The sequence below is a fragment of the Croceicoccus sp. BE223 genome (assembly GCF_031457155.1).
Taxonomy (GTDB): domain Bacteria; phylum Pseudomonadota; class Alphaproteobacteria; order Sphingomonadales; family Sphingomonadaceae; genus Croceicoccus.
Genome location: NZ_JAVDWB010000001.1, coordinates 189058 through 201891, shown reverse-complemented (window position 1 = coordinate 201891; position 12834 = coordinate 189058). Strand labels below are relative to the sequence as shown.

12 protein-coding genes are annotated in these 12834 nt (G+C 68.0%); 10 read left to right on the top strand and 2 right to left on the bottom strand.

Annotated features, from left to right (window positions below; genetic code table 11):
- Nucleotides 1-104 precede the first annotated feature (104 nt).
- The 10 genes from zwf to J2X37_RS01005 all read left to right on the top strand — a co-directional run bounded on the left by zwf (nucleotide 105) and on the right by J2X37_RS01005 (nucleotide 11191).
- The gene (gene zwf / locus J2X37_RS01050) at nucleotides 105-1556 is read left to right on the top strand and encodes a glucose-6-phosphate dehydrogenase (protein WP_310016789.1); all 1452 of its coding nucleotides are present in this window, start codon (nucleotides 105-107) and stop codon (nucleotides 1554-1556) included.
- A gap of 182 nt (nucleotides 1557-1738) precedes the next feature.
- Nucleotides 1739-3568 (top strand): phosphogluconate dehydratase, encoded by a 1830-nt coding sequence (edd, locus tag J2X37_RS01045; protein ID WP_310016787.1) that lies wholly within the window; start codon nucleotides 1739-1741, stop codon nucleotides 3566-3568.
- Between the two features lie 13 nt (nucleotides 3569-3581).
- Entirely contained in the window at nucleotides 3582-4196 is a 615-nt protein-coding gene (gene eda, locus J2X37_RS01040) for a bifunctional 4-hydroxy-2-oxoglutarate aldolase/2-dehydro-3-deoxy-phosphogluconate aldolase (RefSeq protein WP_310016785.1), read from the top strand.
- A gap of 45 nt (nucleotides 4197-4241) precedes the next feature.
- Nucleotides 4242-7037 carry a phosphoenolpyruvate carboxylase gene (locus J2X37_RS01035; protein ID WP_310016783.1) on the top strand — a complete coding sequence of 932 codons (2796 nt, stop codon included), beginning with the start codon at nucleotides 4242-4244 and terminating at the stop codon, nucleotides 7035-7037.
- A 71-nt stretch (nucleotides 7038-7108) separates the two neighbouring features.
- Nucleotides 7109-8014: an acetylglutamate kinase gene (gene argB / locus J2X37_RS01030; RefSeq protein ID WP_310016781.1), complete on the top strand. Its 906-nt coding sequence runs from the start codon at nucleotides 7109-7111 to the stop codon at nucleotides 8012-8014.
- Between the two features lie 3 nt (nucleotides 8015-8017).
- Nucleotides 8018-8533 (top strand): hypothetical protein, encoded by a 516-nt coding sequence (locus tag J2X37_RS01025; RefSeq protein ID WP_310016779.1) that lies wholly within the window; start codon nucleotides 8018-8020, stop codon nucleotides 8531-8533.
- 111 nt (nucleotides 8534-8644) lie between these two features.
- Nucleotides 8645-8929, top strand: a complete 285-nt coding sequence (locus J2X37_RS01020) for a YggT family protein (protein WP_404979582.1) — start codon at nucleotides 8645-8647, stop codon at nucleotides 8927-8929.
- A 2-nt stretch (nucleotides 8930-8931) separates the two neighbouring features.
- Nucleotides 8932-9822 carry a bifunctional methylenetetrahydrofolate dehydrogenase/methenyltetrahydrofolate cyclohydrolase FolD gene (folD, locus tag J2X37_RS01015; RefSeq protein ID WP_310016775.1) on the top strand — a complete coding sequence of 297 codons (891 nt, stop codon included), beginning with the start codon at nucleotides 8932-8934 and terminating at the stop codon, nucleotides 9820-9822.
- Nucleotides 9823-9824: 2 nt separating this feature from the next.
- Complete coding sequence (locus tag J2X37_RS01010; RefSeq protein WP_310016772.1) at nucleotides 9825-10556, top strand: hypothetical protein; 732 nt, start codon at nucleotides 9825-9827, stop codon at nucleotides 10554-10556.
- Nucleotides 10556-11191 (top strand): MarC family protein, encoded by a 636-nt coding sequence (locus J2X37_RS01005; protein ID WP_310016770.1) that lies wholly within the window; start codon nucleotides 10556-10558, stop codon nucleotides 11189-11191. Before J2X37_RS01010 ends, J2X37_RS01005 begins: the two co-directional genes overlap by 1 nt.
- A gap of 6 nt (nucleotides 11192-11197) precedes the next feature.
- Here J2X37_RS01005 and J2X37_RS01000 read toward each other — a convergent pair whose 3' ends face one another.
- Nucleotides 11198-11821, bottom strand: coding sequence for an LON peptidase substrate-binding domain-containing protein (locus tag J2X37_RS01000; protein WP_310016768.1), 624 nt, complete (start codon nucleotides 11819-11821; stop codon nucleotides 11198-11200).
- A gap of 13 nt (nucleotides 11822-11834) precedes the next feature.
- Entirely contained in the window at nucleotides 11835-12743 is a 909-nt protein-coding gene (locus J2X37_RS00995; protein ID WP_310018022.1) for a tetratricopeptide repeat protein, read from the bottom strand.
- Nucleotides 12744-12834 lie beyond the last annotated feature (91 nt).

Genomic DNA, 12834 nt, shown 5'->3' with positions numbered 1-12834 from the left:
CACGGCGGGTTTGCAAGGCCGGATTGCGTTGCTAACAGGGCCGCGTGCCCCGACCTGGAGAAGCACCGCGACATGACCCTCGATTTCCCGGACCGACTCGCCGCATGACGTTTTCGGCCAACAAGCTGCTCCTGTTCGGGGCCACCGGCGATCTTTCGCAGCGCATGCTGCTTCCCTCGCTCTGCGCCTTGATGAGCGACGGCCTGCTGCCGCCGGGCATCGATATCATCGGCACCGCCAGGTCCGAGCATTCGGACGAGAGCTTCCGCAATTTCGCCGCCGAGGCGCTGCAGCGCTTCCTCCCCTCCGGCCGCAAGATCGCGATCGACCCGTTCCTGGCGCGGCTGCGCTACCAGGACCTCGACGCCTCCACGCCCGAAGGGTTCGATACCCTGGCGAAGTGCGTCGGCCCGGTCGGCACGGGCGAGGACGAGGGATTGTCGATCTTCCTGTCGACCGCGCCCTTCCTCTTCGAACCGACGATCAAGGGCCTGCAGTCGAACGGGTTGACCACCGGCAACGTGCGCATCGGTCTCGAAAAGCCGCTGGGCACCGATCTTGGCAGCTCGTGCCAGATCAACGACGCGGTGGCATCGGCCTTCACCGAGAACCGCATCTTTCGGATCGACCATTATCTCGGCAAGGAAACGGTCCAGAACCTGCTGGCGCTGCGCTTTGCCAACATCCTGTTCGAACCGCTGTGGAACGCGGCGCACATCGATCACGTCCAGATCACGGTGGCCGAAACGGTCGGCCTCGAATCGCGGGTCGGCTATTACGATACCAGCGGCGCGCTGCGCGACATGGTGCAGAACCACATGCTGCAGCTTCTCGCTCTCGTCGCTATGGAACCGCCGACCAGTTTCGACGCCACGGCGGTGCGCGACGAGAAGGTGAAGGTGCTGCGCGCCCTGCGCGAGGTACAGGCGACCGAAACCGTTACCGGCCAGTATAAGGCCGGCGCCATCAACGGCGAGGCGGTGCCCGGATACGACGAGGAACTGGGCAAGGACAGCGACACCGAGACGTTCGTCGCGATCAAGGCGCATATCGACAACTGGCGCTGGAAGGGCGTGCCGTTCTACCTTCGCACCGGCAAGCGGCTGCCCGAACGCACGACCGAGATCATCGTCCAGTTTCGCTGCGTCCCGTTCTCGATCTTTGCCGGCAAGGGCGCAAAGACGCTGCCCAACCGCCTCGTCATCGGCATTCAGCCGCGCGAGAACATCCAGCTTTCGCTGATGACCAAGGTGCCCGGGCTCGACCGCGAGGGCATCCGCCTGCGCCAGGTCCCGCTCGACATTGCTATGCCCGACGCCTTTGCCGGGCCGGAACGCCGCATCGCCTACGAACGGCTGCTACTCGACCTGGTAGAGGGCGACCAGACCCTGTTCGTGCGCCGCGACGAGGTGGAGGCGCAGTGGCACTGGATCGACGCGATCCGCGAAACCTGGAAGAACGACAGCATCACGCCGAAAAGCTACACGGCCGGCAGCTGGGGGCCGTCCGCGGCAATCGCCCTGGCCGAACGCGACGGGGTGACCTGGCACGAATAGGCGCAAGCGCGCATTTGCGCCTTGCGCCAAGACCGCAGCGGTTTATGCTGCAATGCAATAGCGGCGCCTGATCGCGCCCCAACAAACGGCAACGGCGGGAAGAGGGAGCCCGCCGGAGCCGAGAACCCCCGCAAACGGGGGCGCACCGACATGTGACCAGTCGCCAACAACAAGGGAAAACCGTGGCAGACCTGCATCCAACCCTCGCCCGCGTCACCGCGCGCATCATCGAACGCAGTCGAGACAGCCGCCAGCGCTATATCGACCTCATGGCGCGAGAGGCTCAGCGGCATCCCGATCGCACCACGCTCGCCTGTTCGAACCTGGCCCACGGCTACGCCGCGATGGGCGACGACAAGGCCGCGATCGGCGGCGGCAAGGCGCCCAACCTCGCGATCGTCACCGCCTACAACGACATGCTGTCGGCGCATCAGCCCTATGGCCGCTATCCCGAGGCGATGAAAATCTACGCCCGCGAAGTGGGTGCGACCGCGCAGGTCGCCGGCGGCGTCCCCGCGATGTGCGACGGCGTGACGCAAGGGCAGGACGGCATGGACCTGTCGCTGTTCAGCCGCGACACCATCGCGCTCTCCACCGCCGTCGCGCTCAGCCACGAGATGTACGACGGCATGGCCCTGCTCGGCATCTGCGACAAGATCGTGCCCGGCCTGCTTATCGGCGCGCTCCGCTTCGGCCACATCGCGGGCGTCTTCGTGCCCAGCGGCCCGATGCCCAGCGGCATCGGCAACAAGGAAAAGCAGAAGACCCGCCAGCTCTATGCCGAGGGGAAGGTCGGCCGCGACGAACTGCTGGCGAGCGAATCCGCCAGCTACCACGCGCCGGGCACCTGCACCTTCTACGGCACCGCCAACTCCAACCAGATGATGATGGAGATGATGGGCCTGCACATGCCTGGCGCGGCTTTCGTCTCGCCCAACACGCCGCTGCGTTCGGCGCTGACCCGGGCCGCCGTGCACCAGCTGGCCCGGATCTCGACCCGCGGCAGCGATCCGCGCCCGTTGTGGCGTTGCGTCGATGAAAAGGCGATCGTCAACGCCTGCGTCGGCCTGCTCGCCACCGGCGGGTCGACCAACCACGCGCTGCACCTGCCCGCCATTGCCCGCGCGGCGGGGATCGTCATCGACTGGAGCGATTTCGACGAACTGTCGAAGGACGTGCCGCTGATCGCCCGCGTCTATCCCAACGGTTCGGGCGACGTGAACCATTTCCACGCGGCGGGCGGCATGGGCTACGTCATCCGCGAACTGCTGAGCGCCGGGCTGGCGCACGAGGATATCCTCACCGTCGGCGGGGCGAGCCTTGCCGACTACGCGCAGGAACCGGTCATGGCCGAAAAGGACCTGACCTGGCAGGCCGCACCCGTAGCTCCGCTGGACCCGACGATGCTCGCGCCCGTCAGCGACCCGTTCCTGCCCGATGGCGGCATGCGGCTGCTGACCGGCAACCTTGGCCGCGCGACGATCAAGACGAGCGCGGTCGACGAGGAGCGCTGGGTGATCGAGGCGCCGTGCCGCGTGTTCGAGACGCAGGAGGACGTCGCCCGCGCCTTCAAGGCGGGCGAACTCGACCGCGATGTCGTCGTCGTCGTCCGTTTCCAGGGCCCGCGCGCCAACGGCATGCCCGAACTGCACAAGCTGACCCCGCCCCTGGGCGTGTTGCAGGACAAGGGCTTCCGGGTCGCCCTCGTCACCGACGGGCGCATGTCCGGCGCATCGGGCAAGGTGCCCGCCGCAATTCACTGCACGCCAGAAGCGCTTCCCGACGCTGCGGGCCTGGCGGGTCCGCTGGCCTATTTGCAGGATGGCGACGTCGTCCGCGTCGATGCGCGTGACGGGACGCTGTCGACCAGCGCCGATCTCGCCGCGCGCCAGCCCGCGCCGCCGCCGCCGCCCGCCACGGGCGTGGGCCGCGAACTCTTCGCCATGATGCGCGCCGGTGCCGACGGCGCGGAAAAGGGCGGCAGCGCCATGCTCGCCGCCGCCGGACTTTGAGGATCATCAGACCATGACCGACATCTACTCCATCATGACCAAGGCCCCCGTCGTCCCCGTGCTGGTGATCGACGACGTGGCCGATGCGGTGCCGATGGCCGAGGCGCTCGTCGCGGGCGGCCTGCCCTGCCTCGAAGTCACGCTGCGCACGCCCTGCGCACTGGATGCGATCGAGGCGATGAAGACCGTGCCCGGCGCGATCGTCGGCGCGGGGACCGTGCTGTCGACCAAGGATCTGGAAGCGGTGATGCGCGCGGGCGTCGAATTCGTCGTTTCACCAGGCCTGACCGAAAGCCTGGGCCGCGCCGCGAAAGAGGCGGGCGTGCCGTTCCTGCCCGGCGTCGCCAACAGCGCCGACATCATGACCGGGCTCGATCTCGGCCTGTCGCACTTCAAGTTCTTTCCGGCGGAGGCGAACGGCGGACTCCCCGCGCTCAAGGCGATCGCCGCGCCTTTCGGCATGGCGAAGTTCTGCCCGACGGGCGGCGTTTCGGTCGACAACGCGCCGAAGTGGCTGGGCCACCCGCAAGTGCTCTGCGTCGGCGGCAGCTGGGTCGCGCCCAAGGGTGCCTCGCCCGAAACGATCCGCACGCTGGCCGCCGAAGCCGCCGCGCTGACGCCTGCCTGACCATCGCCTGACCGACCCGTTCTCCCCGCGACCCCAGGAGACCCGATGAACCCCAAGATCGCCCAGCTCCACGACCGTCTGCGCGAACTGCACGGACGCACCCGGGACACGCCGCTGTTCAACCCCGTGTTCCAGCTTGGGCTGGATTTCTCGCGGCAACTCGAATCGGGCGAAATCGGGCTGAAAGAGATCGACGGGCTCGTCTCCGCGCTGGAGTGCGAGGGCCTGCTCGCCCGCGCGCAGAAGCTGGACCGGATGCTTTCGCCGATGGAGCCCGAGGCGAACCTCGATGTCTTCCGGCAGGACGCCGATGACTTCGCCGCCTTTGCCGACAAGTGGCGGCATCCACTGATCCATGTCGTCTTCACCGCGCACCCGACCTTCCTGCTGACCCCGGCGCAGTCGCGCGCGGTGGCGCAGGCGGCCAGCGACGGACAGGTCAACGGCGACAACGTCTGCACCGCGCCGCACGAACGCACGCAGATCACGCTCGATTCCGAACACGATGCCGCGATGGCCGCGATGTCCCGCGCCCAGCACGCGCGCGACCGCATCGTGCGCACGCTCTTCGAGACGGCGCGCGAGAGCTATCCGGGCGAGTGGAAGACGCTTTCGCCGATGCCGGTGCGTCTGGCGACCTGGGTCGGCTACGACATGGACGGGCGCACCGACATCGGCTGGAACACCTCGATCCGCTACCGCTTGTCGGAAAAGGCGGAGCGACTGTCGGGCTATGCCGCCTCGCTCGCAGAGGTCGCGCCCGCCATCGCCGCCCGGCTGGCCGCGGCGGCGGAGCACACCGGCCAGATGGCCGCGCTCTTCGCCCGCGACCTGTCGGACCCTGCGCTCCTCGGCCAGTCAGCCAATGCGCTGACCTCCGACCATCCCGACAAGCTGGTCAGCCTTTCCCCCGTCGTCGCCGAACTCGAAGCGGCGGCGCAGGATGCCGACGACGAGACCGCGATCGCGCTGCTGACCGTGGCCGCCGCGATGAAGGCGGACGGGCTCGGCATGGGCTGGATCCACTTCCGCGTGAACTCCAGCCAGCTCCACAACGCGATCCGCCGCCGGCTCGACCCCGAATCGAAGCTCGACCTGTCGAGCCAGGCGGCGCTCGGCGCGATCCGCCAGGCGGTTCAGCAGGCGCGGCCGCTGCGCACCAATTTCGCCGCGCTCGCCATCGAATCGAGCACGGCCATCCGCCAGTTCCTGGCGATGCAGCAGATTCTGAAGCACATCGACGCCGACGCGCCGATCCGCATGCTGATCGCGGAATGCGAACAGCCGCAGACGGTGCTCGCCGCGCTCTATTTCGCGAAACTGTTCGGCATCGACGACAAGGTCGACGTATCCCCGCTGTTCGAAACCGAAACCGCGCTCGAACATGGCGGCCGCTTCCTCGACGCGCTCCTCGCCGAGGACGAATACCGCGCCTATGCGCGCCAGCGGGGCCGGGTCTGCATCCAGACCGGCTTTTCCGACGCGGGCCGCTTCGTCGGGCAGATCCCGGCAAGCCTCGCCATCGAACGGCTGCAGGGCCGCTTTGCCGACGCGATGAAGGCCAATGGCCTGACCGACGTTGCCGCGCTGATCTTCAACACCCACGGCGAATCGATGGGCCGCGGCGCGCATCCCGCCTCGATGAAAGACCGGATGGAATGGCCGCTCAGCCCGTGGGCGCGGCGGCGCTTCGTGCGCGCGGGCATCCGGCTGGAGCCCGAGGTCAGCTTCCAGGGCGGCGACGGCTACCTGTGGTTCGGCACGCCCGAACTGGCGCTGGCGACGCTGACCCGCATCGCCGAAAACCCGCCGGGCCAAGCCGATCCCGCCGTCCCGACCGACCAGTTCTATCGCCGCACCGATCTCAGCCTCGATTTCTATCGCGCGATCCGGCGAGTGCAGAACATGCACCTCGTCTCGGCCACCTACAGCCGGGCGATCACCGCTTTCGGCCTCGGCCTGCTGAACGACACCGGCAGCCGCAAGTCGCGGCGCCAGTCGGACCTCGCCGCAGACCGCAAGATGAGCCTCAGGCAGATCCGCGCCATCCCGCACAACGCGATCCTGCAGCAGCTGGGCTATCCGGTGAACGTCATCGCCGGCTTCGGCACCGCGGCGGATACCAACCGCGAGGACATCGCCGCGCTTCTGTCCGAAAGCAAGCGCGGGCAGCAGCTGGTGCGCCTGCTCCGCTCCGCCGATGCGCTGGCCAGCATCAAGACCGTCGCCGCCTATGGCGAGCTGTTCAACTCCGCCTACTGGGCGAGCCGGCCCTATCGCGGGACCGAGGAGCACCTGACCGACGCCTGCCTGTCGCTGGCCGAGTACCTGACCAAGGACGACCGCATCGGCGCGTTCCGCCGCCTTGCCAGCCGGTTGCGGGTCGACGCGATGCATCTCCACAAGCTGATGGCGGCGATCCCCGGCGGCCTGCGCGGTCCGGACGGGGAATGGGGCGCGCCGCTGGCCGACCGGGAGCACAAGCGCCGCTCGATCGGCGTGCTGCAGGCGCTGCGCCTGGCTCTTCTCCAGCACATGTTCCTCAAGGCGGTGCAGGTCCCGGTCTTCTCGCGGTCGAACGACGTCAGCCGCGAGGACGTGCTGGAAATGGTCTTTACCCTGCGCATCGAAGATGCCCTTGCCCAATTGCGCCGCGCCTTTCCCACCAGCTTCCCCTCCATTGGCGACTTCGCGGTGGACGAGGCGAGCGACTATCCCGACGGCGGCGACAGCGGCTATCAGGCGATCCGGCGCGAATTCATCGACCCGATCGAACAGGCCTACGCCCTCGTCCTGCGCATCGGGACCGCGATCGCCAACGAATTCGGCGCACACGGCTGACGTTACGGAAAGGGGCATGATCGCGAATCGTTTGATTGCGCCGCGCTAAGATGCAAAGGCGCGAACCCATCATGGCAAACCCGCTCGACCCGCACGACAAGGCCGTCTTGGCCAAGGCCGAAACGCTGACCGAGGCGCTGCCCTACATCAAGCGATACGCGGGCCGCACCTTCGTCATCAAGTATGGCGGCCATGCCATGGGCGATCCCGAAGCCGCGCTCGATTTCGCAGAGGACGTCGTGTTGCTGGGCGCGGTGGGCATCAACGTCGTCGTGGTCCACGGCGGCGGGCCGCAGATCGGCGCGATGCTGAAGAAGCTGGGCGTGGAATCGAGCTTCGTCGATGGCCTTCGCGTCACCGACAAGCAGACGGCAGAGATTGCCGAAATGGTCCTGTCGGGCCGGATCAACAAGGAACTCGTCAGCTGGATCGCCAATGCCGGCGGCCGTGCGCTGGGCATTTCGGGCAAGGACGGCGGCCTCGTCACCGCCGCCAAGGTCCACCGCACCCGCAAGGATCCCGACAGCCTCATCGAACAGGTCGTCGACCTCGGCTTCGTCGGCGAACCGCAGAAGGTCGACACCCGCATCATCGACACCGCGGTCGCGGCCGGCCTCATCCCCGTCGTCGCGCCGATCGGCGTAGGTGACGACGGCCACACCTACAACATCAACGCCGACACCATGGCCGGCGCGATCGCGTCGGCACTGGGCGCGGCGCGGCTGTTCCTGCTGACCGACGTTCCCGGCGTGCTCGACAAGCAGGGGGACCTGCTCACCGACCTGACGCCACGGGACATCGCGGTTCTGAAGGAAGACGGAACAATTTCGGGCGGCATGATTCCCAAGCTCGACACGTGCGTCCAGGCGGTCGAGGCCGGCTGCGAGGCGGCGGTCGTGCTCGATGGGCGCGTGCCGCATGCCATGCTGCTGGAAATCTTCACCGAACGCGGCGCGGGAACCCTGATCCGGAGCTAGTTCATGCGCATCGCCATCCTCGCCGTCCCGTTGTTCGTTATGGCCACAGCGGGGTGTTCGGGGGGCGAAGCGCCGGCCCCGGCTCCCGGCGATACCGAAGCCGTACCGGCTCCCGCGGGCCCGGAGGCGGTACCGATCGTCACACCCCCTCCATCCGGCAGCTACGGCGGCACCCTGCCCGGCCCGACCGACAAGGACCCGCAGACCCTGCTGACCTACTGGCAGGGCGCGGTAGAGGCGGGCGATCCTGCCGCCGCCGACAAGGCCTGGCGCAGCGGCACGACGCCGGTGCGGCCCCCGACGGGCAACGGACCCGCCGTCGTCGCCTTCGGTCCCGGCCAGACGGAGGGTGCGGCCGGTTCGCTCTACTTCACCGCACCGGTTACCGTGACGGTCGAGGGCCCGGACGGAGAGCCGATCCCGGCAACCGGGACCCTCACCGCCCGCCGCGTCAACGACGTCGACGGGGCAACGGCGGAACAGCTCAGCTGGCGGATCGTGTCGATCGACTGGCGATAGGCGGGCGGGATCGACGGCAAGACCGGGGACATTCCCCGTTCGCGGCGGTTGCGGCACCGGGCACTGCTCGGTTAAGGGGGCACAACCCCCTGCCGCCTTAAGGATGCTCCCTTGGCCATTCTCGTCAACGTCATCGGTTACCTGGCCTATATCCTCACGGTGCTGGTCATCGCACAGTTCGTGCTGTCGCTGCTGATCAGCTTCAACGTGGTGAACTACTCCAACAAGTTCGTCTCCTCGCTGTGGACCGCGCTCAACGCGCTGCTCGATCCGCTGCTGAAGCCGATCCGCAAGATCCTGCCCAACACCGGGGCCATCGACTTCTCGCCGATGGTGCTGATCATCGGACTCAACGTGCTGATGATGATTCTCGACGGCTTGTCGCAGGGCTACTGACCATGGACAGCGAGACGCAGACCAAGGCCAGCGTCATCGATGGCAAGGCCTTTGCCGCAGACCTGCGGGCAGAGGTCGCGGAGGGCGTCGCCGCCTTCGTCGCGCGAACGGGCCGCAAGCCCGGCCTCGCCGTCGTGCTGGTGGGCGAGGATCCGGCCAGCCAGGTCTATGTGCGCAACAAGCACAAGTCGACCGTCGAGGCCGGCATGAACAGCTTCGAGCATCGCCTGCCCGCCGATACCGCGCAGGAGGACCTCCTCGCCCTCGTCGCGCAGCTCAACGACGATCCCGCGGTAGACGGCATCCTCGTGCAGCTGCCCCTGCCCGCCGGGCTGGACGAGAACGCGGTGATCCAGGCGATCGACCCCGACAAGGACGTCGACGGCTTCACCACCGCCAGCGCCGGGCGGCTACTGACCGGGTTGCCCGGTTTCGTCGCCTGCACGCCGCTGGGCTGCCTGATGCTGCTGAAGGACCGGCTGGGCGATCTTTCGGGCAAGAGCGCGGTGGTCATCGGGCGATCGAACATCGTCGGCAAGCCGATGGCGCAGCTGCTCCTTCGCGAGAGCTGCACCGTCACCATCGCGCACAGCCGCACTGCGGACCTGCCCTCGGTCGTGCGCGGGGCCGACATCGTGGTCGCCGCCGTGGGGCGGCCGGAGATGGTCAAAGGCGACTGGTTGAAGCCCGGCGCGACGGTCATCGACGTCGGCATCAACCGCGTGCCCGCCGAAAACGGTAAGACGAAGCTGGTCGGCGACGTCGATTTTGCCAGCGCCAGCGCCGTCGCGGGCGCGATCACGCCGGTGCCGGGCGGCGTCGGGCCGATGACCATCGCCTGCCTTCTGTACAACACGCTCGACGCCGCTCGCCGCCGCGAAGGAGTGGACTGACGGTGCGCGGCACCCGCCTTATCCCGCTGATCGCGCTGGCGCTGGCCGGTTGCGCCGGGCCGCGCGGCGCGCCGCCCGCCGCCGAAACGGCGATGCTGAAGCCGGTGGCGCGGCCGGGCGACCTTGTCGCGACCGAACTGGCTTTCGCCGCGCTCGCCGCCGAAAAGGGCCGCTGGGCCGCGTTTGCGACGTATGCCGATCCGGCGGGCATCATGTTCGTGCCCGAAAAGGTCAACGCGCGGCAATGGCTGAAAGGCCGGGCAGAGCCGAGCACGCCGCTGACCTGGGAGCCGTACGAGGTCTGGTCGAGCTGCGACGGATCGGTCGGCGTCACGCGCGGCGGCTGGGTATCGGGCGTGAAGAATGGCTGGTTCACCACCGTCTGGAAGCGACAAGCCGACGGCAGCTATCGCTGGCTGCTCGACCATGGCGAAGAGGATGCGAAGATCGGCCCCGTCCCCGAACTGATCGAGGCGCACGTCGCCGAGTGCCCCGAACCCGACTGGCATCCCGAGGAAGACCTCGTCAGCGTCGCGCCGGGCAACGGTGAATTTTTCGGCGGCGCGTCGGATGACGGCACGCTGCGCTGGGGCGGGCGGATCGACCGCTGGAACGGCCGCATCGTGACGATCGAGGTGTGGAACGGCACCGCCTTCCAGAAAGTGCTGCACCAGGTCATCGCGCCGCCGCCGGCTGACGCCTCCCCCCAGCCTGCCGCCAAGCCCGCCGCCTGATGTTCGAACTGTTCGTTTCGGCTTTCGTCACGCTGTTCGTCGTCATCGACCCGCCCGGCTGCGCGCCGATCTACGCCGGCCTCACCGCCGACGCCTCCGCCGCGCAGCGCCGCGCCATGGCGGTGAAGGCGACGGTGATCGCCACGGTAATCCTGCTCATTTTCGCGCTGTTTGGCGAAGACCTGCTCGGCGCGCTGCACATCGAACTCGATTCCTTCCGCATCGCGGGCGGCATCATGCTTTTCGCCATTGCCATCGACATGGTCTTCGAAAAGCGGACCGAGCGGCGGCAGGACCGGGCCGACAAGGTGCTGGCCCACCGCGAGGCCGAGCACGAGGTGGAGGACGTCTCGGTCTTCCCGATGGCCATGCCGATGCTGGCGGGACCGGGCGCGATCGCGTCGGTCATGCTGCTGATGGCACGGGCCGACGGGCTGGACGAGACGTTCGCGATCCTCGGTGCGCTCGTCGTCGTCATGGCGCTCAGCCTCGTGGCGCTGGTGGCCGCGGCGCCGCTCATGCGGCTGTTCGGCAAGGAGTTCGAATCGGTGGTGACCCGCCTCCTCGGCGTGATCCTTGCCGCGCTCGCCGCCCAGTTCGTGATAGACGGGCTGCGCGGCAGTTTCGACTTCTAGCGCAGCCTATTGCAGCGTGGTGCCGCCGTCGTCGTCGTGGCGGCCGTAGAACTGCATCAGCTGGACAAGCAGCTCGCACCGATCGCGCAGGCCCGATGCTTCCAGCAGCGCCTGTTTCGAGGCGGGGTCGAACGGCGCAACCTGCGAGACGCCGTTGACCAGCGCCACGTCGTCGAGCCGGCCAACCTGTTCCCAGTCGACCGCATAGCCCTGGGCGTCGGCGAAATGGCGCGCCTCCTGCTCCAGCGAGGCACGCTCGACCGGCAGCAGGACCTCGTCTTGGCGCTCCTCCAGCAGTTCGACCTCGACCTGCCGAAACGGGGTGGTGACGTCCAACTCGCGCACGATGCGGAAGCGGGTCAGCCCGTCGAGCACGATGTTGAAGCGCCCGTCCTCCAGCGCCTCGACGTCCTCGATCCGCCCGAGGCAGCCGACATCGAACAGCGGCGCGCCCTCGGCCGGGCGCATCGGCTGGACCATGCCGATCATCCGGTCGCGCGCCAGCGCATCGCGGATCAGCGCCTGGTAGCGCTGCTCGAAGATGTGGAGCGGCAGTTGCAGCCCCGGAAACAGCAAGGCGCCCGATAACGGGAAGATCGAGATCCGGGTGGTGTCGACGATCGATCCCATGCCGTTGCCCGGATCAGCCGAACAGGATCAGCGAAAGACGACGGCGCGTCGCCGAGACCCACGGATCCTCAAGGCCGACCGCCTCGAATATCTGGAGCAGCTTGGCCTTGGCAGCACCGTCGTTCCACGCGGCATCGGCGGCGATCATGCGCAGCAATGCATCGGCGGCCTCGTCGCGCTGGCCGGCGGCGAAGGCGGCGTTGGCGAAGGCGAATTGCGCATCCATGTCGGCGGGGCGCTCGGCGGCGGCGGCGCGCAGGTTGGCCAGCTCGCTGTCGTCGGGACGGTCCTTGGCCAGCGCGACGGCGGCAGCGGCGCGCTCGATGGCGGCGTCCTTGCGCAACTCTTCGGGAATGGCGGCCAGCGCGGCTTCCGCCTCTTCGACATGGCCAGCTTGGGTCATCGCCCGCAACAGCCCGGCGTGGGCCTGCGCATTGTCGGGCGCGATGTCGACGATCTGCGCGAAGATGCCCAGCGCGCGTTCGGCATCGCCGCCCGTCAGCACCTCCTCGCCCATGGCGAGCAACGGTGCGATGTCCTGCTTCGCTTCGGTGCCATAGACACCGGGCTCAACCGGGATCTGCGCCAGGATCTGGTCCAGCATCGCCTTGAGCTGCGATTCGCTGCGCGCCTGGGTCAGGTCGGCAACCGGCTGGCCCTGGAACATCGCATAGACCGTCGGGATGGAGCGCACCTGGAACTGCGCGGCGATGAACTGTTCTTCGTCGACATTGACCTTGGCAAGGATCACGCCCTTTTCGGCATATTCGGCGGCGACCTTTTCCAGCACCGGGGTCAGCGCCTTGCACGGCCCGCACCATTCGGCCCAGAAATCGAGGATCACCAGCTTCGTGCGCGACGGTTCGACCACCGTGTCGCGGAATCGTTCGACCGCTTTCTGCTCGTCGATGTTGAGGCCCATGCTCGCCAAGGCGCTCGTCTCCTGCATTGCTTGCGCACCCCGGCAACGGGCGTGCTTTTCACGCGCCAATGTGGGGCAGTCGAGCCGATAT

Coding starts and splice junctions, on each gene's coding strand:
- eda (WP_310016785.1), top strand. CDS start 3,582: ATGACCGACATCTACTCCATCATGACCAAGGCCCCCGTCGTCCCCGTG.
- J2X37_RS01000 (WP_310016768.1), bottom strand. CDS start 11,821: ATGGGATCGATCGTCGACACCACCCGGATCTCGATCTTCCCGTTATCG.
- J2X37_RS00995 (WP_310018022.1), bottom strand. CDS start 12,743: ATGGGCCTCAACATCGACGAGCAGAAAGCGGTCGAACGATTCCGCGAC.
- zwf (WP_310016789.1), top strand. CDS start 105: ATGACGTTTTCGGCCAACAAGCTGCTCCTGTTCGGGGCCACCGGCGAT.
- J2X37_RS01005 (WP_310016770.1), top strand. CDS start 10,556: ATGTTCGAACTGTTCGTTTCGGCTTTCGTCACGCTGTTCGTCGTCATC.
- J2X37_RS01025 (WP_310016779.1), top strand. CDS start 8,018: ATGCGCATCGCCATCCTCGCCGTCCCGTTGTTCGTTATGGCCACAGCG.
- J2X37_RS01035 (WP_310016783.1), top strand. CDS start 4,242: ATGAACCCCAAGATCGCCCAGCTCCACGACCGTCTGCGCGAACTGCAC.
- folD (WP_310016775.1), top strand. CDS start 8,932: ATGGACAGCGAGACGCAGACCAAGGCCAGCGTCATCGATGGCAAGGCC.
- argB (WP_310016781.1), top strand. CDS start 7,109: ATGGCAAACCCGCTCGACCCGCACGACAAGGCCGTCTTGGCCAAGGCC.